19 protein-coding genes and 1 riboswitch are annotated in these 22,680 nt (G+C 72.4%); of the genes, 10 read left to right on the plus strand and 9 right to left on the minus strand.

The window, feature by feature from the left end; translation table 11 throughout:
- Positions 1 to 6: 6 nt before the first annotated feature.
- The 3 genes from LPC08_RS19080 to LPC08_RS19090 are packed head-to-tail and all read right to left on the minus strand — an operon-like array spanning position 7 to position 2,561.
- Positions 7 to 576, minus strand: coding sequence for a chemotaxis protein CheW (locus LPC08_RS19080; protein WP_230449817.1), 570 nt, complete (start codon positions 574 to 576; stop codon positions 7 to 9).
- A 3-nt stretch (positions 577 to 579) separates the two neighbouring features.
- Positions 580 to 2,010: a CheR family methyltransferase gene (locus LPC08_RS19085; protein ID WP_230449818.1), complete on the minus strand. Its 1,431-nt coding sequence runs from the start codon at positions 2,008 to 2,010 to the stop codon at positions 580 to 582.
- Positions 2,007 to 2,561, minus strand: a complete 555-nt coding sequence (locus LPC08_RS19090) for a chemotaxis protein CheW (RefSeq protein WP_230449819.1) — start codon at positions 2,559 to 2,561, stop codon at positions 2,007 to 2,009. The genes LPC08_RS19085 and LPC08_RS19090 overlap by 4 nt, the downstream gene beginning before the upstream one ends.
- Positions 2,562 to 2,741: 180 nt before the next feature.
- On the opposite strand from LPC08_RS19090, the gene LPC08_RS19095 reads away from it, so the two are divergent.
- Positions 2,742 to 3,731 carry a Bug family tripartite tricarboxylate transporter substrate binding protein gene (locus LPC08_RS19095; RefSeq protein WP_230449820.1) on the plus strand — a complete coding sequence of 330 codons (990 nt, stop codon included), beginning with the start codon at positions 2,742 to 2,744 and terminating at the stop codon, positions 3,729 to 3,731.
- Positions 3,732 to 4,309: 578 nt separating this feature from the next.
- Here LPC08_RS19095 and LPC08_RS19100 read toward each other — a convergent pair.
- The gene (locus LPC08_RS19100; RefSeq protein ID WP_230449821.1) at positions 4,310 to 5,644 is read right to left on the minus strand and encodes a dihydroorotase; all 1,335 of its coding nucleotides are present in this window, start codon (positions 5,642 to 5,644) and stop codon (positions 4,310 to 4,312) included.
- Positions 5,645 to 5,832: 188 nt separating this feature from the next.
- Here LPC08_RS19100 and LPC08_RS19105 point away from each other — a divergent pair, with 188 nt between their 5' ends.
- Together LPC08_RS19105 and metE are read left to right on the plus strand one after the other, a co-directional pair.
- Positions 5,833 to 6,372 (plus strand): papain-like cysteine protease family protein, encoded by a 540-nt coding sequence (locus tag LPC08_RS19105; protein ID WP_230449822.1) that lies wholly within the window; start codon positions 5,833 to 5,835, stop codon positions 6,370 to 6,372.
- A gap of 28 nt (positions 6,373 to 6,400) precedes the next feature.
- A riboswitch (cobalamin riboswitch) is annotated at positions 6,401 to 6,646 on the plus strand.
- A gap of 40 nt (positions 6,647 to 6,686) precedes the next feature.
- Positions 6,687 to 9,035: a 5-methyltetrahydropteroyltriglutamate--homocysteine S-methyltransferase gene (gene metE / locus LPC08_RS19110; protein WP_230449823.1), complete on the plus strand. Its 2,349-nt coding sequence runs from the start codon at positions 6,687 to 6,689 to the stop codon at positions 9,033 to 9,035.
- A 419-nt stretch (positions 9,036 to 9,454) separates the two neighbouring features.
- On the opposite strand, the gene LPC08_RS19115 is transcribed toward metE, so the two are convergent.
- Genes LPC08_RS19115 through nikA form a run of 5 tightly spaced genes read right to left on the minus strand, consistent with a single transcriptional unit; the run spans position 9,455 to position 14,374 of the window.
- Entirely contained in the window at positions 9,455 to 10,249 is a 795-nt protein-coding gene (locus LPC08_RS19115; RefSeq protein ID WP_230449824.1) for an ABC transporter ATP-binding protein, read from the minus strand.
- Positions 10,246 to 11,052 carry an ATP-binding cassette domain-containing protein gene (locus tag LPC08_RS19120; protein WP_230449825.1) on the minus strand — a complete coding sequence of 269 codons (807 nt, stop codon included), beginning with the start codon at positions 11,050 to 11,052 and terminating at the stop codon, positions 10,246 to 10,248. The genes LPC08_RS19115 and LPC08_RS19120 overlap by 4 nt, the downstream gene beginning before the upstream one ends.
- Positions 11,052 to 11,867: a nickel ABC transporter permease subunit NikC gene (gene nikC, locus LPC08_RS19125; protein WP_230449826.1), complete on the minus strand. Its 816-nt coding sequence runs from the start codon at positions 11,865 to 11,867 to the stop codon at positions 11,052 to 11,054. Before nikC ends, LPC08_RS19120 begins: the two co-directional genes overlap by 1 nt.
- The gene (locus LPC08_RS19130; protein WP_230449827.1) at positions 11,864 to 12,802 is read right to left on the minus strand and encodes an ABC transporter permease subunit; all 939 of its coding nucleotides are present in this window, start codon (positions 12,800 to 12,802) and stop codon (positions 11,864 to 11,866) included. The genes nikC and LPC08_RS19130 overlap by 4 nt, the downstream gene beginning before the upstream one ends.
- A gap of 6 nt (positions 12,803 to 12,808) precedes the next feature.
- Complete coding sequence (gene nikA, locus LPC08_RS19135) at positions 12,809 to 14,374, minus strand: nickel ABC transporter substrate-binding protein (RefSeq protein ID WP_230449828.1); 1,566 nt, start codon at positions 14,372 to 14,374, stop codon at positions 12,809 to 12,811.
- A gap of 109 nt (positions 14,375 to 14,483) precedes the next feature.
- Here nikA and nikR point away from each other — a divergent pair, with 109 nt between their 5' ends.
- From nikR to LPC08_RS19170, 7 genes are all read left to right on the plus strand, one after another.
- Entirely contained in the window at positions 14,484 to 14,906 is a 423-nt protein-coding gene (nikR, locus tag LPC08_RS19140) for a nickel-responsive transcriptional regulator NikR (protein ID WP_230449829.1), read from the plus strand.
- A gap of 75 nt (positions 14,907 to 14,981) precedes the next feature.
- A complete protein-coding gene (locus LPC08_RS19145; protein WP_230449830.1) occupies positions 14,982 to 15,854 on the plus strand; it encodes a phytanoyl-CoA dioxygenase family protein in 873 nt (290 codons plus the stop codon).
- A gap of 61 nt (positions 15,855 to 15,915) precedes the next feature.
- Positions 15,916 to 17,949 carry an ABC transporter substrate-binding protein gene (locus LPC08_RS19150; protein ID WP_230449831.1) on the plus strand — a complete coding sequence of 678 codons (2,034 nt, stop codon included), beginning with the start codon at positions 15,916 to 15,918 and terminating at the stop codon, positions 17,947 to 17,949.
- Between the two features lie 118 nt (positions 17,950 to 18,067).
- Positions 18,068 to 19,057, plus strand: a complete 990-nt coding sequence (locus LPC08_RS19155) for an ABC transporter permease (RefSeq protein ID WP_230449832.1) — start codon at positions 18,068 to 18,070, stop codon at positions 19,055 to 19,057.
- Positions 19,058 to 19,061: 4 nt separating this feature from the next.
- On the plus strand, positions 19,062 to 20,189 hold the full coding sequence (locus LPC08_RS19160; RefSeq protein ID WP_230449833.1) for an ABC transporter permease: 1,128 nt from the start codon (positions 19,062 to 19,064) through the stop codon (positions 20,187 to 20,189).
- Entirely contained in the window at positions 20,182 to 21,213 is a 1,032-nt protein-coding gene (locus tag LPC08_RS19165) for an ABC transporter ATP-binding protein (RefSeq protein ID WP_230449834.1), read from the plus strand. Before LPC08_RS19160 ends, LPC08_RS19165 begins: the two co-directional genes overlap by 8 nt.
- A 13-nt stretch (positions 21,214 to 21,226) precedes the next feature.
- Entirely contained in the window at positions 21,227 to 22,273 is a 1,047-nt protein-coding gene (locus tag LPC08_RS19170; protein WP_230449835.1) for an ABC transporter ATP-binding protein, read from the plus strand.
- Positions 22,274 to 22,680: the final 407 nt, after the last annotated feature.

Genomic DNA, 22,680 nt, shown 5'->3' on the forward strand with positions numbered 1-22,680 from the left:
GCGAGGTCAGGCTCCGGATGGGGCGGTGCGAAAGGGGCGTAGCAGCCGGTCGGGATCCAGCACGGCGAGCAGCGTCCCCTGCAAGGCGCCGGAGGCGACACGGGCGCGGTAGGAGACGGGCCCCTCCCCGCCCTCGGCCGCCCCCAGCGGGGTCACGGGCACGCCGGCCAGGACGCGGTCCACGCGGAGCGCGAGGCGCCGGGGACCCTGTCGCAGCAGCAGCAGGTGGCCGCCGCCGCCCGGCGTCGCCGCCAGGCCCAGCATGACGGCAAGGTCCAGCACGGCATGCAGCCGCCCGGCATGGCCGGTCAGGCCGAGCAGGGCGGGCGCGGCGCCCGGCAGCGGGGTGATGCCGCCTTCCGGCACCACCTCGCTCACCACCTCCTTGGCGATGCCGTAGTGCTCCATCCCGACGGCGCAGGCGAGGACGCGCCGCTCCTCCACCTGGGCGGCGGCGCCGCGGCGGGCGAGCTGGTCCGCCCGCTCGTCCAGCAGCCGCCCGATCCGGACCGCGTCGAGCGGCGGCCGGTCCGGGTCCAGGTCCGGCAGGACCAGCGGGCCGAGGCGCAGCACCATGGCTCAGCCCTCCCGTGCGTGAAGCTGGAGCCGGGCGATGTCCTGCAGCATCGCGGCGGTCATTCCGTCCCCCTCCGGCAAGGGCGCGGTCCCGGGCAGGAAGCGCGCGATCCGGGCGGCGCTGGCGATGCAGCGGCGGCCCGCGACGGCCCGCCCCGTCTCCAGCAGCAGCAAGCCGAGCTGGTAGTGGGCCATGACGAAGTCGCGGTCGAGGTACAGCGCGCGCCGGAAGGCCTGCTCCGCCGCCTCGTGCCGGTTGCCGGCGCGGGCGATCAGCCCCTGCTGCAGATGCAGGGCGGGCAGGTCGGGGAGCACCCTCAGCCCTTCGCGCGCCGCCGCCTCTGCCTCCCCCAGCGCACCGCGGTCGGCCAGCTCGCGGACGCGGCGCAGCGTGTCCCCGGCCTCGGCCACGCCCACAGGCACGGCCGGAGCCTCGGCCGGAGGCTCGGAGGCGGCGCGCCGCGCCGCCCGCGCCACGCGGCGCTCCGGCGAGGGCGGGCGGACCAGCGGGGCGGGCGGGGCGGGCGGCTCCGCCACGTCGGGGATGGCCACCGCCGCGGCCGCCACGCCGCGGCGATAGGCGACGGTGCCCGGCAGGCTGACCGGCGTCAGATGCGCGGCGAAGGCCGGGTTCGGCTCCGCATGGCCCACCAGCATCCAGCCCTGCGGACCCAGCCGGTCGCCCAGGGCCCGGACCAGCCGCTCCACCACCTCGTGCCGGAAGTAGATGAGCACGTTGCGGCACAGGATGAGGTCGAACTCCGACAGCCCCAGCGGGGCGCTGCCATCGAGCAGGGAGAGCAGGTTCTGCCGCTCGAAGCGCACCATGCCGCGATACTGCGGCCGGAGCCGCCAGCTCCTCCCGTCCGGGCCCGGCAGGAAGTCCCGCTCCCGCTCCTCCGGCGGCAGGCTGCGCAGGGCCCAGTCGCCGTAGCGCCCCTCGCGCGCCACCGCCAGCGCCTCGGCATTGAGGTCCGTGCCCAGGATGCTCAGCCGCCAGCCCGGCAGCGCCTCGCCCAGCAACCGGTGCAGCAGGATGGCGATGGAATAGGGCTCCGCCCCGGTGGAGCAGCCCGCGCTCCAGATCCGCAACTGCCGGCTTGCCGCATGGCGCTCGATCAGCTCCGGCAGGATCGTCCGGGCCAGGGCATCGAACTGCTCGGCGTAGCGGAAGAAATAGGTTTCCCCGATGGTGATCTGGGATTCCAGCGCCGCCCACTCGGCGGCGCCGAGGGCGGGATCGGACAGGCGGGCCAGATAGGCGGCGCTGTCGCGCGCGCCGGTCGCCCGCATGCGACGCAGCAGCCGCTCCCAGAGCAGGGAGTCCTTGTCCTCGTAATAGGCGTGGCCGGTCCGCGCCACGACCTGGCGCTTGATCTCCAGGAAGGCGGCATCGGGCAGCAGGGCCAGGGGCTGGGAGGCGGCCGCGGTCACGGCAGGGCCCACTCCGCCCGCCGGCGGGTCGCCTCCCGCGCCAGGCTCTCGAGGACCGCCCGCTCGCGTTCCAGCAGCAGGCGGTCGGCGTCGAGCAGATGGACCAGCCGGGGTCCGAACGGGATCCCGGCCGTCACGAAGCCCTGCAGGCTGTCCGTCGGGGACACCGGGCGAAGCGCGGCGACGGGAACGGTCCGCATGTCGAGCACGCGCGGGACCCGCAGGGCCAACGGGGATGCGGCGCCGCGCAGCAGGATCAGGTGGTGATAGACCCGGTCCGTCTCGGCCCCGTCCTCCGGCAGGCCCAGCAGGGGCGCCAGGGCGAGCACGGGCACCGGCTGTCCGCCGAGGTTCAGGAAGCCGTCCAGCGGGCGCGGCAGCCCGGGGGGCACCCAGAGCCGGGGAAGCGGCAGGAGTTCCTGCACCGCCTGCCGCGGCAAGGCGCAATCCTGGCTGCCCATGGCGAAGACCACCAACTCGAGTTGCGGCCCGGCCAGGGCGGCGCGATCGTCGGCGGGGGCTTCCGGGCCCGGTCGCGGGGGAGGCATCATTCCCATCCGGGCTAGCATGCCAGGCGCGGCCGGGCCATGGAGGTGACGGGAACGGCCCGGAAAGCCTCACCGAAGGTTGCGTGAAAATGCTTGCGGGTTAATGTACCATCCAGTCCGTACACAACCACGCGCGATGCCCATGGGCAGTGCGCCAACGAAACATCAGGAGGAGATGCACCCATGACCACCCGTCGCCAGTTCGCCACCACCCTGCTTGGCCTCGGCACCCTGCCCGCGCTTGGCCTGCGTCCCGCTGCCGCCCAGGGCACGGATTATCCCAACCGCCCCGTCACGCTGGTCGTCGCCTGGGCACCCGGCGGCTCCACCGACTTCGTCGCCCGCCTGCTGGCGCAGCGCATGTCGCAGGATCTGGGGCAGCAGGTGGTGGTGGAGAACCGCGCCGGCGCCTCCGGCACCATCGGCCACGTCTATGTCGCCCGCGCCCGTCCGGACGGCTACACCCTGCTGCTGGGCGTCAACAGCACCTATGCCATGGCGACGCACCTCTTCCCGCAGAAGGGGTACGACGACGCGAAGAGCTTCACCCCGATCGGCCGCATCGCCGAGACGCCGATCTTCCTCTGCGTCCGCCCGCAGCTCGGGGTGACGGACGTGGCCGGGCTGATCGCCATGGCGAAGAAGCAGCCGGGCAAGCTCAGCTATGCCTCCTCCGGCGCCGGCTCCTCCGCCCATCTGGCGACCGAGCTGTTCCTGAAGATGGCCGATATCGACGTGCTGAACGTCACCTACCGCGGCGGCGCGCCGGCGGTCTCGGCGCTGCTCTCGGGCGAGGTGCAGATGGCTTTTGTCGACGCCGTCACCGCCCTGCCGCTGATCGAGGCGAAGTCGGTCAACGCCATCGGCGTCTCCTCCAAGGAGCGCAACCCGCTGGTGCCGAGCATCCCGACCATCGCGGAATCGGGCCTGCCGGGCTTCGAGTGCTCCTCGCAGTTCGCCCTCCTGGCCCCGGCCGGCACGCCGGAGCCGATCGTGCGCAAGCTGCACGCCGCGCTCGTCTCCACCATGAAGGACGCCAACGTGCTGGAGCGCCTGCGCCAGGCCTCCAACTTCCCGACCGTCGGCACGCCGGAGGAGTTCCCCGCCTATCTCGCCGCCGAGAGTGGCAAGTGGGGCGAGGTGATCCGTTCCCGCGGCATCACCGTGGAATGATCCCAACGGCGGGATGACCCGACCCGGCGTGCTGCGGTGTTCCGGCGTCGGCACCGGGAGGGGACGCCGTCCCCTCCCAGACCCTCCCCTGCCGGGGCCACAAGCGGGCCCCGGTCCCCGCTGGGAGTTTGGTGCTTCATGGCTGCCGTCAGCCTGCGGGCTGATCCCTGACGGCGCGCGGACAGGCGGGACTCTGAAGAAAGCTTTCAGAGGGCTTCAGCGAATGCTGCGGCCGGTCCCGCCGAGGAGCATGGCTCCTCGGCGCCTTGACCCCGTATCAGGCTGTCCCGCGGCAGCGCCGATCGGGTCCAGGGCCCGCAGGGTCCTGGCGGAGTGGGGGTACGGGGGCGAGGCGGAGCCTTGCCCCCGGGCCACGGGCACAACGCCGGCACGGCCCAGCACATCGCGCCGCGCGTACGACACGGCCGCGCGCGCCGGTGACGCTGCCTGCCACCAGGGGCCGTCTCCGGCGGCACGGGCCACGGGCCTCTTCGCGGCTTCGGCCCGGCTCTGGCAGGCCGGCTGACGCGGCAGGGCGCAGGACCGGCCCCCGAGGCGTCGCGGCGGCCGCTCCGTGCCTAGTGCGCGAGGGTGTCGAGGAACCGCACCGGCACGCCGCGCGGCGTGCCGAGCACCTCGTCCTCGCGCATCGCTGCCTGGCCGCGCAGGATGGTGGCAACGGGCCAGCCCGTGCAGGTCATGCCGGCGAAGGGGGTCCAACCGCAGGGCGAGACGATCCAGCTCTCCTCGATGGTGCGGCGGCGCTTCAGGTCCACGAGGGTGAAGTCGGCGTCGTAGCCGGCCGCGATCCGCCCCTTCCCGGTGACGCCGTAGACGCGCGCGGGACCGGCGCACATCAGGTCCACCAGGCGGGCCAGCGACAGGCGACCGGCCGCGACATGGTCCAGCATGATCGGCACCAGGGTCTGCACCCCGGTCAGGCCAGCGGCCGTGGCCGGCCAGGGGCGCTCCTTCGCGGCACGGGGATGCGGCGCGTGGTCGGAGCCGATGCAGTCCACCGTGCCGTCGCGCACGGCGGCCCAGGCCGCCTCCATGTGGCGCGCGTCGCGGATCGGCGGGTTCATCACCGCATAGCCGCCCAGCCGGTCATAGGCATCCGGCGCCACCTGGGTCAGGTGGTTCACCAGCAGCTCGACCGTGGCAAGGTCGCGGTAGTCCTTCACGTAGTCCAGCTCCTCGGCGGTGCTGACGTGCAGGATATGGGCGGGCCGGCCGGTGCGCCGGGACAGCGCCATGAGACGGCGGGTGCCGAGGAAGGCGCATTCGACGTCGCGCCACTCGGCATGCAGGGCGAAGGGCCCACCCGCGGCAAAGAGCGGCTTGCGCTCCTGCAGCCGGTACTCGTCCTCGGAGTGGTAGGCGATGCGGCGCCGGCCGGAGCGCATCACCGCTTCCAGCGAGGCATCGTCCTCGACCAGCAGGTCGCCGGTGGAGGAGCCGGCGAAGACCTTCACGGCGCAGACGCCGGGCTGCACCTCCAGCTCGGCCAGGGCGGCGATGTTCGACTTCGCGGCCCCGACATAGAGGCCCATGTCGCACCAGGCGCGGCCGGCGACGTAGGCGCGCTTGGTGTCCAGCGCGGCTCGGCTGGTCACGGGGGGGGTGGTGTTGGGCATGTCGAACACCGCCGTCAGCCCGCCCAGGATGGCGGCCCGGGTGCCCGTCTCGATGGTCTCCACCGCCGGGTCGCCGGGGTCGCGCAGGTGGACATGGGGGTCGATCAGCCCGGGCAGGACATGCAGCCCGGCGCAGTCGATCACCTCGGCCGCGTCCGCCTGGCGCAGGTCGCCGAGGGCGGCGATGCGGCCGTCACGCACCCCGACATCGGCCGCCTCCTCCCCCCAGGGCAGGACCAGCGTGCCGCCGCGCAGGATCAGGTCGAAGGATGCCATGGCTCGGTGTCTCCGCTGCGGGGTTCCGGGGTTAGACCGGATCGCGACCGGCCGGAAGCGGCCCCGCCCCGGGAAGAGGTGCCGTCCGGACGCGCCGCCCGCCCATCCGTTCGCGGGCAAGCCCTCCATTCGAAGGGAGAGCCCTGGCGGGACAGGCGCAGAATGGCGCCGTCGACAAGGAGCGGCGCATGAGCAGCCCGATGGTCAGCGTTCCGATGAAGAACATGAAGCCACTGCCGCAGGACACGGCGACGACCTGCTGGCTGACCTGCTTCCGGATGATGTTCGCCTGGAAGAACCGCGACCCGGCCGAGATACGCCCGGCCCTGGAGGGGGCGGGCGTGCTGTGGACGGATGCCTGCGAGACGGGGCTGAAGACGCGCGACTACATGAAGGCGGCCAAGGCACTGGGGATGCGGCCCTGGGGGACGGGCACCTCCTGGAGCGCGGCCAGCTTCGCCTCCTTCTGCACCGTCAGCCCCGTCTGGGTGGCAGGCAAGTGGCATGACTACGGCCACAACGTCGTGGTCATCGGCGCCAGCCGCGAGCTGATCCGCTTCATCGACCCCTGGTGGCAGGGGGACAAGGAGGCGGAGATCAAGACCTGGACGGAAAAGCTGTTCGTGAAGGGCGACGCGCCGAACAAGGGGACGGATGCGTACATGGGCTGGATGGGGGCGGTCATGGTCTGGGAGGACGCCATTCCCTACGGCCTCGTACCCGAATGAGGCGCTTGCCTGCCCACTACAGATAAAGATATCCTTATATTGCGTTGGTCCCGCGCGAGCGGGCGCAAGAGGGAACGCCGTGCGGCCGGGGAGACCCGGCCCAGTCGGCGGCTGCCCCCGCAACTGTCGGCGGCGAGCCGGCGGTCCACCCGCGTCCTTCTCCCGCCATGGCGGCGGGGGGGCGCGCGCCACTGGGAGCCTCGTGCCCCGGGAAGGCGGGACCGCGCGGCCATGACCCGCAAGCCAGGAGACCTGCCGGCGCGAGGCACCCCCAACGGCCCGGGGCGGGGTGAACCCGGGCGAGGACATGACGCATGCGCTTCTCCCCCACGGGAACCAACCTCGGCTTCCCCAGGATCGGCCGGCACCGCGAGCTGAAGACGGCGCTGGAGCAGCACTGGTCCGGCACGCTGGACGAGGCGGGGCTGCGCGCCGCCGCCGCCGGGCTGCGCCACCGGCACTGGGCGCTGCAGAAGGAGGCGGGGATCGGCCTGGTCCCGTGCAACGACTTCTCCTTCTACGACCACGTGCTCGACACCGCCTGCGCCATGGGCGCCATCCCGCCCGGCTATGGCTGGCGACCGGGCGAGGCCGTGTCGCTCGACACCTATTTCGCCCTGGCGCGCGGCGGGCGCGGCACGGCCACGCCGGCCTGCTGCCCCGGGCACGATCATGGCGGCATGTCCGGGGCGGGCGTGCCGGCGCTGGAGATGACGAAGTGGTTCGACACCAACTACCACTACCTGGTGCCGGTCTTCGCCCGCGGACAGGAGTTCGCACCGACCGGCTTCCCCGCCGTGGACGCGTTCCGCGAGGCGCGGGACGCGGGCTTCGAGGCCCGGCCGGTGCTGCTCGGCCCCGTCTCCTTCCTTCTCCTGGGCAAGATGGCCGAGGGCGCGGGCGACCCGCTTGACCTCCTGCCCGGCCTGCTGCCCGCCTATGCCGAGACGCTGCGCCGGCTGGAGCGCGAGGGCGCGCGCCAGGTACAGGTGGACGAGCCGTGCCTGGTGCTCGACCTGCCCGATGCCGCCCGCGCCGCCTATGCCACGGCCTATGCGGGGCTGGCCGCCGCGGCACCTTCGCTCTCCCTGCTGGTCGCCACCTATTTCGGCGGGCTGCGCGACAACCTCGACACGGCGCTGCGCCTGCCGGTCTCCGGGCTGCACCTCGACCTCGTCCGCGCCCCGGAGCAGTTGGCGCCGGCGCTGAAGGGCGCGCCCGCCCGCATGGCGCTTTCGCTGGGCGTGGTGGACGGGCGCAACATCTGGCGCAGCGACCTGTCCCATGCCCTCGCCCTGCTGCGCCAGGCCACGGCCGCCCGGCGTCCGGAAGCGGTCCTGGTCGCCCCCTCCTGCTCCCTGCTGCACGTCCCCGTGGATCTGGAGACCGAGACCTCCCTCGATCCCGAGCTGCGCGGCTGGATGAGCTTCGCGCGGCAGAAGCTGGAAGAGGTGGCGATCCTCGCCCGCGGGCTGTACGAGGGCCCCGGCGTCATCGCCGCCGCGATCGCGGAGAGCGATTCGCGCCAGGCGCAGCGGCGCGCCTCCGCCCGGCTGCACGACCCGAGGGTCGCGGCGCGGCTGGCCGCGGGGACGGCGGCCGATGCGCGGCGCGCCTCGGCCTTCCCGGCACGGCAGGCGGCCCAGCATGCGCGGCTCGGCCTGCCGCGCTTCCCCACCACCACCATCGGCTCCTTTCCCCAGACCGCCGAAATCCGGGCCGCGCGCGCCGCGCTGAAGCGCAGGGCCAGCACCGTGGAGGAGTACGACGCCTTCATCGCCGCCCGGACGGAAGCCGCCGTGCGTTGGCAGGAGGAGGCCGGGCTCGACATGCTGGTGCACGGCGAGTTCGAGCGGAACGACATGGTGGAGCACTTTGCCGAGTTCTTGGACGGCTACGCCTTCACGAGGAACGGCTGGGTGCAGTCCTACGGCTCGCGCTGCGTGAAGCCGCCGGTGATCTATGGCGACGTCTCCCGCCCCGGCCCGATGACGGTGCGCTGGAGCGCCTTCGCGCAGTCGCTGACCGCGCGCCCGGTGAAGGGGATGCTGACCGGCCCGGTCACGATGATGCAGTGGGCCTTCGTGCGCGACGACATCCCCGCCGCGACCGTGCGCCGCCAGATCGCCTATGCGCTGCGCGACGAGGTGGCCGACCTGGAAGCCGCCGGCATCGCCGCGGTGCAGATCGACGAGCCGGCCATCCGGGAGGGCCTGCCGCTGCGCCACGCGGACCGCGACGCCTACCTGCGCGACGCGGTGGAGTGTTTCCGCATCACCGCCTCCGCCGTGCGGGACGAGACGCAGATCCACACCCACATGTGCTACTCGGAGTTCAACGACATCATCGAATCCATCGCGGCGATGGATGCCGACGTGATCTCGATCGAGACGGCGCGCTCGCGCATGGAACTCCTCGCCGCCTTCGCGGCGTTCGACTACCCGAACGAGATCGGTCCGGGCGTCTGGGATATCCACTCCCCGCGCGTCCCCTCCACCGAGGAAATGCGGCGCCTGCTGGACATCGCGGCGCAGCGCATCCCCGCCGACCGACTCTGGGTCAATCCGGATTGCGGGCTGAAGACCCGGCAATGGGAGGAGGTGCGACCGGCCATCGCCAACATGGTGGCTGCGGCGCAGGCCCTGCGCGCCACGGCGGCCTGATCCCGACGGCGGGATGACCGGATCGGTCGTACCGTCGTGTTCCGGCGTCGGACCGGGAGGGGACGCCGTCCCCTCCCAGACCCTCCCCTGCCGGGGCCACAAGCGGGCCCCGGTCCCCGCTGCGAGTTTGGTGCTGGCTGCTGCCGTCAGCCTCCGGGCTGAACCCTGACGGAGCGCGGACAGGCGGGACTCCAGAAGAAATCCAGAAGGCGTCAGTGAATGACGCAGCCGTACCCGCCGAGGAGCATGGCTCCTCGGCGCCTTGACCCCGTTGCAGGCTGTCCCGCGGCAGCGCCCTTCGGGTCCAGGGCCCGCAGGGTCCTGGCGGAGTGGGGGTACGGGGGCGAGGCAGAGCCTTGCCCCCGGGCCACGGCTACCACGCCGGAACGGCGAATGGCCGGCAAGAGGCCGCCTCTGGGTCAGGCGGAGCAGACGCGCCGTGCGGGACGGGCCGGCAGGAGCGCGTCGCGCAGGGCCGCCAGCGCCGGCGGCACCGATGCCGCCCCGAAGGGGTCGCGCACCTCGACCGTGCGGCGGTCCTGCAACACGTAGCAGCGGTCGGCGAAGCCGCGCAGCAGCCGCAGGTCGTGGGTGATGAACAGGTAGGCCACGCCACCGCGCTGGCGCAGAGCGCGCAGCAGCGCCATCACCCGCGCCTGGGTTTCCAGGTCCAGGCTGCTCACCGCCTCGTCCAGCACCACGAGGCGCGGCGACGGCGCCAGGGCGCGGGCGATGCAGAGGCGCTGCAACTGCCCGCCGCTCAGCCGGTGCGCCAGCCGGTCCATGACCGTGCCGTCCAGCCCCACCTCGTCCAGCAGCGCCGCCACCCTGTCGCGCAGGATGGCGCGCGGCAGGCGCTCGGCCAGCAGCGGCTCCGCCACCACGTCGAAGCCGGTCAGGCGCGGGCTCGTGGCGCCGTGCGGGTCCTGGAAGACGGCCTGCAGCGCGCGCCGCGCGGCCGGGGCGACGCGGCCGCGGCGGCCGAGCAGCGGGACGCCCTCGAACCGCACCTCGCCGGCATCGGGCGCCTCCAGCCCCAGCAGCAGGCGGCCGAGCGTGCTCTTGCCCGATCCGGTGGGCCCCAGCAGGGCCACGCATTCGCCCGCGCCGATCTCCAGCGACGCATCCTCGAGCACCGGCTGGCGCCGCCCCGCGCCGAACAGGCCGCCCTGGCGGTAGGCGTGGCACAGGCCACGGGCGAGCAGCAGGCTCACGCCGGCTCCGGGATGCACGGGCCGGGGCAGGGCGCCTCGCCATGGAGGGCGAAATGCGCCGCCAGCAGCGCCTGCGTGCGGGGGTGCCGCGGCGCGTCGAACAAGGCCTGGACCGGCTGCCGCTCGACGATGCGGCCTTCCGCCATCACGGCCACCTCGTCGGCCAGGCGCGCGGCCACCGAGAGGTCGTGGGTGACCAGCAGCAGCCCGATCCCCCGTCGCGCCACCAGCGACTCCAGCAGATCCAGGATGCGCGCCTGCACCGCCAGGTCGAGGTCGGTGGTGGGCTCGTCGGCCAGCAGGAAATCCGGGTCGCGGCACAGGGCCAGGGCCAGCATCGCCCGCTGCAGCATCCCGCCGGACATCTGCGAGGGGTAGAGCGGCGGCAGCGCCTCCGGCCGCTCGAAGCCGACCTCGCGCAGCAGGGCGAGCGTCCGCGCCTCCGCCCCCCGCCCCCGCACCCCGTCGCAGGCCAGGGTCTCGCGGAAATGGCGCCCCAGCGTGACCAGCGGATTGAAGCCCGCCCGCGGCGCCTGCTGCACGAAGCCCAGCACCGCGCCGCGCAGGGCGGCCTGCCCGGCCGGATCCAGCACCCGGCCGTCCAGCGCGACCGTGCCCGCGAGGCGGCGCACCCCGGGCGGCAGCAGATCCGGCAGGGCCAGGGTGGTCAGGCTCTTGCCGCCGCCGCTGGTGCCGACCAGGCCCAGGACCCGGCCGCGCGCCAGTTCCAGCGACACGCCATCCACCAGGCGGCGGCCGCCCGCTTCCAGCACCAGCCCGGACAGGGAGAGCTGCCGCGCCATCAGTGCGCCTGCTCCCGCAGCGCCGGGTCCAGCCGGTCGCGCAGGCCGTCGCCCAGCAGGTTGAAGGCCATCACGGTCAGCAGGATCGCCGCCCCGGGCAGCAGCACCAGCATCGGCGCCACGCGGAAGAACGGGCGCGCGTCGTTGATCATGATGCCCCATTCCGGCGCCGGCGCCGCCAGGCCGAGACCCAGGAAGGATAGCCCGGCGACGTGCAGCATCCAGTGCCCGAGGTCCAGGCTGGCCAGCACCGCGAGCTGCCCCGCCACCACCGGCAGCACATGGCGGCGCACGATGGCCAGGCGCGACAGGCCGGCGAGGCGCGCCGCGGCGATGTGGTCGCGCGCGCGCAGGGACAGGGTCAACCCACGCACCAGCCGGGCGTACCAGGCCCAGTGCGACAGGGCGATCGCGATGACGACATTCGTCAGCCCCGTCCCCAGCGCGCCGATCATGAACAGCGCCAGCACCAGGGTCGGCACGGTCATGAAGGCGTCGCAGAGCCGCATCAGCACCGCATCCGCCACGCCGCCCAGCATCCCCGCGGCCGTGCCCACCGCGCAGCCGATCGCGAGCACCAGCGCCAGGATCGCGGCGACCGAGGCCAGGGACGCCCGCGCCCCCCAGAGCAGGCGGGAGAGCAGGTCGCGCCCCAGGTGGTCCGTCCCCAGCCAGTGCTCCGCCGAGGGCGGCAGCAGCCGGTGCGGCAGCGCCGTCGCCGTGGGGTCGTAGGGCGCGATCCAGGGCGCCAGCAGCGCCGCGGCGAGGAGCAGCGCCACCAGCGCCGCCGCCGCCGGGAGCAGGAGGCGCCTCACGCCCCCCGCTCCAGCCGGATCCGCGGGTCGAGCCAGGCGTAGGCGCAATCGACCAGCAGGTTGCCCAGCACGAAGACCAGCATCAGCACGATTACGAAGCCCTGCAAAGCCGGGTAGTCGCGGTTGCCGATCGCCAGCAGGGCCCAGCGTCCCAGCCCCGGCCAGCCGAAGACGCTCTCCACCACCATCGCGCCCCCGATCAGCTCGCCGAGGTGCAGCCCCATCGCGGTCAGCGGCGGCACCAGGGCGTTCAGCACGACATGCCGCCCCAGGATCGTCCGCCGGGGCAGGCCACGGGCGCGGGCGAAGCGCAGATGCGGCTCGCCCAGCGCCCCCAGCATGGCGGCCCGGGTCAGGCGCAGCATGACGCAGGCGGACATGGCGGCCGTGGCCAGGGCGGGGAGCAGGAGGCTCCCCGGCCCGTCCCGCCCCATGGCCGGCAGCCAGCCCAGCGTCACGGCGAAGAGCAGCACCAGCAGGAAGCCCAGCCAGAAGTTCGGCACGGAGACGCCGAGGAAGGCGATGGCCCGGGTCAGGTGGTCGGGCCAGCGGTCGCGCCGCAGCGCCGCCCAGATCCCCAGCGGGACGCCGAAGGCCAGCACGAGCAGCATGGCGGCGCCCGCGAGCTGCAACGTGGCCGGCAGGGTGCGCGCGATCTCCTCGGCGACCGGCTGCCGGGTGAACCAGGAGAGGCCGAGGTCGCCCCGCAGTGCCCCGCCCAGCCAGGCCCCGTACTGCGCCAGCAGCGGCCGGTCGAGCCCCAGCTCCGCCCGTGCCGCGGCCAGCGCCGCGTCGGTGGGCGGGATCTGCGCGAGGCGCAGGTAGTCCAGCGCGGGGTCGCCGCGCCCCAGCCGCAGCATGGCGAAGAAGGCGAAGGAGGCGAGGAGCAGCAGCGGCAGCAGCGAGAGCAGCCGGCGCAGGGCGAAGGCGGCCACGGGCGTTCAGCCGGACCAGCCGATGCGGTCGAAGGGGATCTCGTAGCGCGTGTCGCCGAACGGCACCGTGCCGAGGGCGGCGCGATGGACCAGCTTGTTGGTCAGGAAGGAGATGGGGACGTACACGGCCTGCTCGTGCAGCGTGGTCAGCAGCCAGCGGTACTCCGCCGCCCGCTCCGCCTCATCGGTGGAGACCAGCACCGCGCCGATCCGGCGGTCGATCTCCGCCTTCATCGGCAGGCCGCTCTGCGCCTGGTAGTCGGCATGGGCAGGCTGGCGCATGGAGCCCAGGAAGGCGTGCGGGTCGTAGGGGGCCCCCCAGCTGTCCGCGAAGATCATGCCGAACTCGCCGCTCTTCTGCCGGCCGAGCATGGTGCCCTCGTCCTCCCCCCGCAGCCGCGCGGCGATGCCGATGCGGGCCAGGTCGCCCTGAACCGCCTCGGCCAGGGCTTTCTGCAGCGCGTCCGTGCCGACGAAGCACAGATCCAGCGCCAGCTCACGCCCGCCCCTCGCCCGCACCCGGCCGCCGGGGGGCAGGCGCCAGCCCGCGGCCTCCAGCCGGGCCGCGGCGGCCGCCCGATCGAAGCCGGGCGCCCGCAGGCCGAGGCCGGTGTAGGGGAAATTCTCCGCGAAGAGCGTCTCCGCCGCCGGCTCGGTGTCCAGCAGCACGTGGCGCACCAGCGCGGCGCGGTCCACCGCCGCGGCGATGGCCTGGCGCACGGCGAGGTCGTCGGTGGGGAAGCGCCCGGAATTCACCGCCAGCAGCCGCGTGGCGAGCGGCGGCGAGACGGCGGTGCGGAAACGCCGGTCGGCAGCGAAGCGGCGGAAGGTGTCGGCGTCGAGCTGGTCGGTGCCGTAGGCCAGGTCGATCTCGCCCGTCTCCAGCGCCAGGGCACGGGTATTCGCATCCCCGAGCACGCGCACCAGCACCTCCTCCAGCGCCGGCCGGCCGCCCCAGTAGGCGTCGTTGCGGCGGAACAGGTCGTGCTGCCCCCGCACCGTCTCCGCCAGCCGCCAGGGGCCGGTGCCGATCGGCGCAGCCAGGCCGCCATCCGGCCGCAGCGCCGCCGGCGAGGCGAAGCGCAGCGGCCGGATCAGCGACAGCTCCATCAGGGTGGGGTAGTAGGGACCGCGCAGCCGGAGGCGGACCGTGCCGGGGACGATCGCCTCCGCCCCCTCGATCTGCGCCACCAGCTCTAGCCAGGCGTGCCGGTCGCGGTTGGCCAGCACCGCGCGGACGTTCGCCACCACGGCGGCCGCGTCGAAGGGCGTGCCGTCGGAGAAGCGCACCCCGGGCCGCAGGGCGAAGACCCAGGCGCGGCCCTTCTCCTCCGGGCGCCAGGACACGGCCAGGGCCGGCGCCACCTCGCCGCCCTCGACGTAGCGGACCAGCGGCTCGTAGAGCATGGCCTGGGCATACATCTGGTTCGGCGAGTAGAGATGCGGATGCAACGGCCCCGCCTGGGTCGCCCAGGAGAAGGTCAGCCGCCGCGCCGCTGCCCGCGCCCGGCGCGCCGGCCCGGCCAGGGCGGGAAGGCCGGCGGCGGCGGAGAGCAGGGTGCGGCGCAGCATGGCAGGCTCCAAGCCGGCCGTCGAAGCCGCCGGGTATGATGTTTTCTGCCAATCGTCCTATCAATCAGCCGGCCACCCTGTCCAGCGGCGGCCGAACCGGAGGGACCGGATGCAGCGGATCACCATCACCCTCGACGACGAGTTGCTGCGGGAGGTCGACGCCCTCGGGTACAGCAACCGCTCCGAGGCGCTGCGCGACCTCGCCAGGGCGGGCCTGCGCGAGCGCGCGGGGCAGGGTCCGGCGGAAGGGCACTGCGCGGCGGTGCTGGCCTATGTCTACGACCATCACCGGCGGGACCTGCCCGACCGCCTGACCGGCACCTTCCACGATCACCACGACCTGTCGGTCGCCACCATGCACGTTCACCTGGACCACGACACCTGCATGGAGCTGGCCGTCCTGAAGGGGGATGCGGCCCGGGTGCGGCGCTTCGCCGAGGCCGTCTCGGCCGAGCGGGGCGTCCGTCACGGGCGGCTGCTCGTCATCGCCCCGGAGGGAGGGCCCGACGGGGAGGCCTCCCCGCACGGGTAGCGCGGGAGACCCTGCGTAACCTGTTGCCGATGCCATGCCGATGGCGCCATGGTTCGGCAACGGGAGGGTACGACCATGGCCGACCAGGCGTCCGTTGACGGCATCCTGTTCGATGCCGAGGCGGGGGGCGCGCACCCGCCCGCTCTCTACGAGGCGGCGACGCTGGCCGAGCGCATCCCCCTCGCCCAGGCTGCCGGCCCGGAGGCGCGGCGCCACTACCAGGAGCATGGCTGGCTGGCGGTGGCCGGGCTGCTGACCCCGGAGGAGCTGGCCGAGGCCCGCCAGGCCACGGACGACCTGGCGCATGGCCGTGTCCCCGGCTTCCGCGGTATCATCTACGAGAAGGCCGCCCGCCCCCGCCTCGCGGCGATGACGGCGGACGAGCGCGCGGATGCCGTCCGCAAGCTGTTCCGCTTCGCCGGGCACGAGGCGCGGATGGCACGGCTGGTGGAACACCCCGCCATGCAGGCGGTCATCCGCAACCTGCTGGGCTGCGGCCCGCTGCGGATGTTCCAGGACATGGCACTGCTGAAGCCGCCGCGCATCGGGCGCGAGAAGCCGTGGCACCAGGACCATGCCTTCTTCGACTTCCCGCTGGAGACGCGCTTCCTCGGCGTGTGGATCGCGCTCGACCCGGCGACGCTGCGGAACGGCTGCATGCACGCGCTGGATCGCGGGCACCACCAGGGTCCGCGCCTGCATTGGAAGCGGCGCGACTTCCAGATCTGCGACACGGAGATGCTGGGCCAGCGCTCCGTCGCCTTCCCGCTGCAACCGGGGGATGCGATGTTCTTCGATGGGCTGCTGCCGCACGGCACCCCGGCCAACGACTCCCCCGACCGGCGCCGGGCGCTGCAATTCCACTACTGCCCGGCCGAGGCGGTGGAGACGGATTCCGGCCTGCGCCTGATGATCTTCGGAACGGAGGGCAAGGACGCCACCTGCTGATTGCGGGCGTCTCCGTCTTCGTCCTAGGATCGTTGTTAACGATAACTTGTGGGGGGAGACCATGGAGACGACTCGTCGTCGCGTCCTGGCCGCTGCGGGCGTTACGGCCGCCGGGCTGCCCGCATCCCGGGCACTGGCCCAGACGGTCAGCAGCCAGTTCACCGAATCCGGCCTGGTCGGAACCCTGCAGGGACCCAGCCACGCCGAGCAGGTGCCCGCCCGCTTCAAGGAGGCGCCGCAGCTGGCCGAGCTGGTGCGCCAGGGCAAGCTGCCGCCGGTGGAACAGCGCGTGCCCAGCGAGCCGCTGGTCATCAAGCCGCTGCAGGCCACCGGCCGCTACGGCGGCACCTGGCGACGCGGCTTCATCGGCCCTTCCGACGGCGAGAACGGCAACCGCATCAACGCCTCCGACAAGCTGCTGTTCTGGGATCCGACCGGCAGCCGGATCGTCCCCTCCGTGGCCAAGGGCTACGAGATGAGCGCGGACGGGAAGACCACCACGCTCTTCCTGCGCAAGGGGATGAAGTGGTCCAGCGGCCAGCCCTTCACCGCCGATGACTTCGTCTTCTGGTTCGAGGACATCTACAGCAACAAGGACATCGTCCCCACCCCGATCGCCGACATGTCGCCGGGCGGCAAGCCGGGCCGGGTGGTGAAGATCGACGAGACGACGGTCCAGTTCCAGTTCGACGTGCCCTACTACCTGCTGCTCGACATCCTGGCCGGCGACACGCTGCTGGGGGGCGGGCAGTCGGTGCGCCAGGCCCAGACCTTCAGCTACGGCGCCTATTCTCCCGCGCACTACCTGAAGCAGTTCCTGCCCAAGTACTCCTCCGAGGCGGAGGCGAACCGCCGCGCCAAGGAGGCGGGCTTCGAGACCTGGGTCCGCATGCTGCACGTCAAGAAGGACTGGCAGCTGAACCCGGATCTGCCGACCATCGGCCCGTGGAACACCGTGCGGCCGATCAACACGCCGAACTGGGTGCTGCAGCGCAACCCCTACTACTGGGCGGTGGATACCGAGGGCAACCAGCTTCCCTACATCGACCAGATCGCCATGACGCTGGCCGAGGATCTGGAGGTGGTGAACCTCCGCGCCATGGCCGGCGAGTTCGACGCGCAGGAACGGCACATCAACCTGCTGAAGCTGCCGGTCATCCTGGAGAACCGCGACCGCGGCAACTACGACGTGCACCTCGACCTCGCCTTCAACGGGTCGGACACGGTGCTGCTGATCAACCACAGCTACACCGCCGATGCCGAGGTGGCGAAGTGGCTGAAGAACGCCGATTTCCGCCGCGCCCTCTCCATGGCGGTGGACCGCGAGCAGATGAACGAGACCTTCTGGCTCGGCCTCGGCACGCCCGGCTCGGTCATCCCCAATGAGAGCCTGCCGGAGAGCCCGGGCACGGAGTGGCGGACGAAGTGGTCCACCCTGGACCTGACGGCCGCCAACAGGCTGCTGGACTCGATCGGACTGACCCGCAAGGACCGCGAGGGCTTCCGCCTGCGCACCGACAACGGCCAGAGGCTGGTGATCCAGATCCAGGCCGTGAACTCGCTGCTGCCCTGGCCGCAGCATGCGGAGATGATCGCCCAGCACTGGCGCAAGGCCGGCATCTTCACCGAGGTGAAGGAGTTCGAGCGGAACCTCGCCCTCCAGCGCACCATGGCCAACGAGCACCACATCCACATCTGGCAGAACGGCGGCTCGGAGCTCATCTACCTCTTCCCGCGCCACTCCATTCCGGTGGACCCGACGGAGCCCTATCTCGGCATCGAGTACTGCCGCTGGTTCGCCTCCAACGGCACCCAGGGGACGAAGCCGACGGACCCGAACATCCTGCGCATCTACGACCTCTTCCGCGCGGCGCCGGGCCAGCAGCGGGAGGAGCGGAACAGGACGGCGCAGGAGATCTGGAAGATCATCGTCGACCAGCAGCTGGCCATCGGCATCTGCGGGCAGTCGCCCGCCTCCCAGGGCGTGCGGCTGATCAGCCGCAAGCTGGGCAACATCCCCGAGCGTGCCTGCATCGCCCAGCACTGCCGCACGCCGGGCAGCTCACACCCGGAAACCTGGTTCTTCAAGGCGTGAGGCCTGCGCCGCGTCGCCGGGGGGCAGGCCCTGCCCCCGGCGCAAGGAATGCCGGGGGGAGGCAGCGCCTCCGCCCGGGTGCGGCACGCCGCCCGATGCCAGAGGCCCGCCAGACCCCATGATCGCCTTCCTCGCGCGCCGCCTCCTGCTTGGCCTGCTGACGATGTGGCTGATCTCCATCCTGTCCTTCGCCATCATCCAGCTTCCGCCGGGCGATTTCGTGGATGCCTACATCGCCCAGCTGGCCGCCTCGGGCAGCTCGGTGTCCGCCGAGGAGGCGGAGGCGATGCGCCGCCTCTACGGGCTCGGGCAACCCTTCTACGTGCAGTACTTCAAGTGGATCAGCCGGGTCGTCACGGGCGATTTCGGCGAGAGCATGGAATGGCGCCGCCCGGTGGTGGAGGTGATCGGCGACCGCATCTGGCTGACGCTCCTGCTCTCCATCGCGGCGCTGGTGCTGACCTGGGCGCTGGCCCTGCCGATCGGCATCTATTCCGCCGTGCGCCAGTATTCCTGGGGCGACTACGCCTTCACCCTGGTCGGCTTCATCGGCATCGCCGTGCCGAACTTCCTGCTGGCCCTGATCATCATGTACTTCGCCTTCCGCTGGTTCGGGGCGAATGTCGGCGGCCTGTTCTCGGCCGAGTACGCGCTGGCCCCCTGGAGCCTGGGGCGGGTCTGGGACCTCATCAAGCACCTGCCGCTGCCGGCGCTGATCCTGGCCCTGGGCGGCACGGCCCAGCTGATCCGCATCATGCGCGCCAACCTGCTGGACGAGCTGCGGCGGCCCTACGTCGTCACCGCCCGCGCCAAGGGCCTGCCGGAGAAGCGCGTGATCCTGAAGTATCCCGTCCGCGCCGCGCTGAACCCCTTCGCCAGCAACATCGCCTACCTCTTCCCCTACCTCGTCTCGGGCAGCGTCATCGTCTCCATCGTGCTCGGCCTGCCCACGGTCGGGCCCCTGCTGGTGAAGTCTCTGGTGGCGCAGGACATGTTCCTGGCCGGCACCATCGTGCTGCTGCTGGGCGTGCTCACGGTGGTGGGAACCTTCATCTCGGACCTGGTGCTGATGTGGGTCGATCCACGCCTGCGCCATCAGATGGACTGAGCCGATGCTCGCCGCCCTGCTCGGCCGCCGCGTGCCGAAGGCCGACCGCGCCGAACGCTACGCCACGGCCACCCAGCTCCAGCTGATCTGGTGGCGCTTCCGCCGGCACAAGCTGGCCATGGTCAGCCTGGTCGTCGTGGTGCTGTTCTACCTCGTCGCGGCGCTGGCCGACTTCCTGGCCACGACCGATCCGCATGCCTCCGACGCACGGACCAGCTACATCGCGCCGCAGCCGATCCACCTTTTCGAGGACGGCGCCTTCCGACCGCACGTCCTCGGGCTGAAGGGGGTGCGCGACCCACGCACCTTCAAGATCGTCTACACGCCGGACCCGAACCGCAGGGTCTATATCGACTTCCTCGTGCGCGGCTACAGCTACCATTTCCTGGGCTTCGAGACCGATCTGCATCTGATGGGGCTGCGCAACCCGCAGCGCGGCGACGGCATCTTCCTGCTCGGCACCGACCTGCTCGGGCGCGACCTGTGGTCGCGCCTGATGGTCGCCACCCAGGTCTCGCTGACGATCGGCCTGGTGGGCGTGACGATCTCGCTGGTGCTGGGCGTGTTCCTGGGCGGCATCTCCGCCATCTACGGCGGCTGGGTGGACCTCGTGGTGCAGCGGCTGATCGAGGTGATCCGCTCCATGCCCACCATCCCGCTCTGGCTCGGCCTCGCCGCCGCCATGCCCAGCGGCTGGAGCGTGACGCGGGTCTACTTCGCCATCACCATCATCATCTCCCTCCTCGCCTGGACGGACCTCGCCCGCGTGGTGCGCGGCAAGTTCCTGGCGCTACGGGAGGAGGATTTCGTGATGGCGGCGGAGCTGGCCGGCGCCTCCCGCCCCCGCATCATCTTCCACCACATGCTGCCCAGCTTCGCGAGCCATATCGTGGCGGCGGTCAGCCTCGCCCTGCCCGCCATGATCATCAGCGAAACCTCGCTGAGCTTCCTCGGCCTCGGGCTGCGGCCGCCGGCGGTGAGCTGGGGCATCCTGCTGCAGGACGCGCAGAACATCCAGACGCTGGCCCTGGCGCCCTGGCTGCTGCTCTCCGCCGTGCCCGTCATCACGGTCATCCTGGCCTTCAACTTCCTGGGCGACGGGCTGCGCGATGCGGCGGATCCCTATGGGTGAGCCGATGACGGTGGAACCGATCCTGCGCGTCCGCGGGCTGGAGACGCATTTCTCAGCCCCCGAGGGCACCATCCGCGCCGTGGATGGGGTTGACCTGGACATCTTCGCCGGGCGGACGCTTGGGGTGGTGGGGGAGAGCGGCTGCGGCAAGAGCGTCACCGCCCGCTCCATCCTGGGAATCGTGGAGCGTCCCGGCCGCGTCGTCCGCGGCAGCATGGTGCTGCGGCGCGAGGATGGCAGCCAGCTGGACCTGGCCGGGCTGCCGCCGGACAGCGCCGCCATGCGCAACGTCCGCGGCCGGGAGATCGCGCTGGTCTTCCAGGAGCCGATGGCGAGCTTCAGCCAGTACCACACGGTGGGCAACCAGATCATGGAGCCCATCCTGCTGCACATGGGCCTGACGAAGCGCCAGGCCCGGGCGCGCGCGATCGAGCTGCTCGACATGGTCGGCGTGCCCTACCCGGCGCGGCGGGTGGACGAGTACCCCTTCCAGCTCAGCGGCGGGCTGCGCCAGCGCGTGATGATCGCCATGGCGCTTGCCTGCGACCCGCGCATCCTGATCGCGGACGAGCCCACCACGGCGCTGGACGTGACCACCCAGGCGCAGGTGCTCGACCTGCTGCGCGACCTGCAGGAGAAGCGCGGCCTCGCCATCATCCTGATCACCCACGACATGGGGGTGATCGCGGAGATGGCGCACGACGTGACGGTGATGTATCTCGGCCGCGCCGTGGAGAGCGGGCCGGTGCGGGACATCTTCGCCGCCCCCCGCCATCCCTACACGCGGGCGCTGCTGCGCTCGATCCCGACCGTGCAGGCGAAGCCGCGCACCCGGCTGCCGACCATCTCCGGCTCCATCCCGCATCCCTTTAACCGGCCCGGCGGCTGTCCCTATCACCCGCGCTGCGCAGAACGGCTGGGCGACATCTGCCGCCGCGAGGAACCGGCGGCGACCGGGCTGGCGCATGGCGGGCACGTCCGCTGCTTCCTGGAAAGCGCCCAGGTGGAGACCGCCGCCTCGTGATGGACGACCGCTGATGGACGGAAGCATGCCCGCCGGTGCCGTTGCGGCAACCGAGACGGTCCTGGAGGTGCGCGGCCTGCGCAAGCACTTCCCGATCCGCAAGGGGCTGCTCCGCTGCGTGGTCGGGCAGGTCAAGGCGGTGGACGGGGTGGACCTGACCATCCGGCGCGGCGAGACGCTGTCCCTGGTCGGCGAGAGCGGCTGCGGCAAGACCACCGTCTCCCGCTGCATCTTGCGCGCCCTCTCGCCCAGCCAGGGCTCCATCCGCTTCACCGTTGCCGGCCGCACGCACGAGCTGGCGGGAATGTCGCGCCGCCGCCTGCGCCCGCTGCGCCGGCATATCCAGATGGTCTTCCAGGACCCCTACGCCTCGCTGAACCCGCGCATGGTGGTGGGCGAGATCATCGGCGAACCGCTGCTGATCAACGGGATGCGCGACCGCGCCGAGCGCCGCAAGCGGGTGCTGGAGCTGATGGAGATGGTCAGCCTGCCGCCGGCCGCCTTCAACCGCTTTCCGCACGCCTTCTCCGGCGGCCAGCGCCAGCGCATCGGCATTGCCCGGGCCCTGGCCCTGAACCCCAGCCTGATCGTGGCGGACGAGCCTGTCTCCGCGCTCGACGTCTCCGTGCAGGCGCAGATCCTGAACCTGATGCTGGACCTCCAGGACCGGCTGGGCCTGACCTATCTCTTCGTCGCGCACGACCTCAGCGTGGTGAAGCACGTCAGCGACCGCGTGGCGGTGATGTATGTCGGCCGGCTGGTGGAGGTGGGCGAGACGGAGGCTCTCTTCGGCCGCCCGCTGCACCCCTATACCGAGGCCCTGCTCTCCGCCGCCCCCGTCCCCACCCCGGACGCGGTCAGCACCCGCATCATCCTGGAGCGCGAGATCGCCGACCCGGCCAACCCGCCGCCCGGCTGCCCGTTCCATCCGCGTTGCCGCTACGCCGAGGCCCGTTGCCGGGTGGAGGTGCCGGCGCTGGAGGAGGTTCTGCCAGGTCGGCAAGTGGCCTGCCTGCGGGCCAGGGAACTGTCCCTGCAAGGGGTTCCCGAAACGGCCTGATACGGATGGCGGAATGTGTTGATCCGTGCCGGCGGGGTGCCCGTTCCCCGGGGGCAAGGCGCTGCCTCGCCCCCGTACCCCCACTCCGCCAGGACCCTCCGGGCCCTGGACCCGATCGGCGCTGCCGCGCGGCAGTCTGTGACGGGGTCACGGCGCCGAGGAGCCATGCTCCTCGGCGGGTACGGCCACCGCCCTCGCGGACGCCTGTAACTCTTTTCCAGAGTCCCGCCTGTCCGCATTCCGTCAGGATTCAGCCCGGAGGCTGACGCTCACCACGGAGAGCCAGACTCCCAGCGGGGACCGGGGCCCGCTTGCGGCCCCGGCAGGGGAGGGTCTGGGAGGGGACGGCGTCCCCTCCCGGCCCGCCGCCGGAACACCACAGCGCGACCGGTCAGGTCATCCAGCCG

The organism is Roseomonas sp. OT10, assembly GCF_020991085.1.
GTDB classification, from domain to species: Bacteria; Pseudomonadota; Alphaproteobacteria; order Acetobacterales; family Acetobacteraceae; genus Roseomonas; species Roseomonas cutis.

Bases quoted from the DNA above. Each gene is read 5' to 3' on its own strand.
- LPC08_RS19080 (WP_230449817.1), bottom strand. From the start codon at position 576: ATGGTGCTGCGCCTCGGCCCGCTGGTCCTGCCGGACCTGGACCCGGAC.
- LPC08_RS19090 (WP_230449819.1), bottom strand. From the start codon at position 2,561: ATGATGCCTCCCCCGCGACCGGGCCCGGAAGCCCCCGCCGACGATCGC.
- LPC08_RS19095 (WP_230449820.1), top strand. From the start codon at position 2,742: ATGACCACCCGTCGCCAGTTCGCCACCACCCTGCTTGGCCTCGGCACC.
- LPC08_RS19100 (WP_230449821.1), bottom strand. From the start codon at position 5,644: ATGGCATCCTTCGACCTGATCCTGCGCGGCGGCACGCTGGTCCTGCCC.
- LPC08_RS19105 (WP_230449822.1), top strand. From the start codon at position 5,833: ATGAGCAGCCCGATGGTCAGCGTTCCGATGAAGAACATGAAGCCACTG.
- metE (WP_230449823.1), top strand. From the start codon at position 6,687: ATGCGCTTCTCCCCCACGGGAACCAACCTCGGCTTCCCCAGGATCGGC.
- LPC08_RS19120 (WP_230449825.1), bottom strand. From the start codon at position 11,052: ATGGCGCGGCAGCTCTCCCTGTCCGGGCTGGTGCTGGAAGCGGGCGGC.
- nikA (WP_230449828.1), bottom strand. From the start codon at position 14,374: ATGCTGCGCCGCACCCTGCTCTCCGCCGCCGCCGGCCTTCCCGCCCTG.
- nikR (WP_230449829.1), top strand. From the start codon at position 14,484: ATGCAGCGGATCACCATCACCCTCGACGACGAGTTGCTGCGGGAGGTC.
- LPC08_RS19145 (WP_230449830.1), top strand. From the start codon at position 14,982: ATGGCCGACCAGGCGTCCGTTGACGGCATCCTGTTCGATGCCGAGGCG.
- LPC08_RS19150 (WP_230449831.1), top strand. From the start codon at position 15,916: ATGGAGACGACTCGTCGTCGCGTCCTGGCCGCTGCGGGCGTTACGGCC.
- LPC08_RS19155 (WP_230449832.1), top strand. From the start codon at position 18,068: ATGATCGCCTTCCTCGCGCGCCGCCTCCTGCTTGGCCTGCTGACGATG.
- LPC08_RS19160 (WP_230449833.1), top strand. From the start codon at position 19,062: ATGCTCGCCGCCCTGCTCGGCCGCCGCGTGCCGAAGGCCGACCGCGCC.
- LPC08_RS19165 (WP_230449834.1), top strand. From the start codon at position 20,182: ATGGGTGAGCCGATGACGGTGGAACCGATCCTGCGCGTCCGCGGGCTG.
- LPC08_RS19170 (WP_230449835.1), top strand. From the start codon at position 21,227: ATGGACGGAAGCATGCCCGCCGGTGCCGTTGCGGCAACCGAGACGGTC.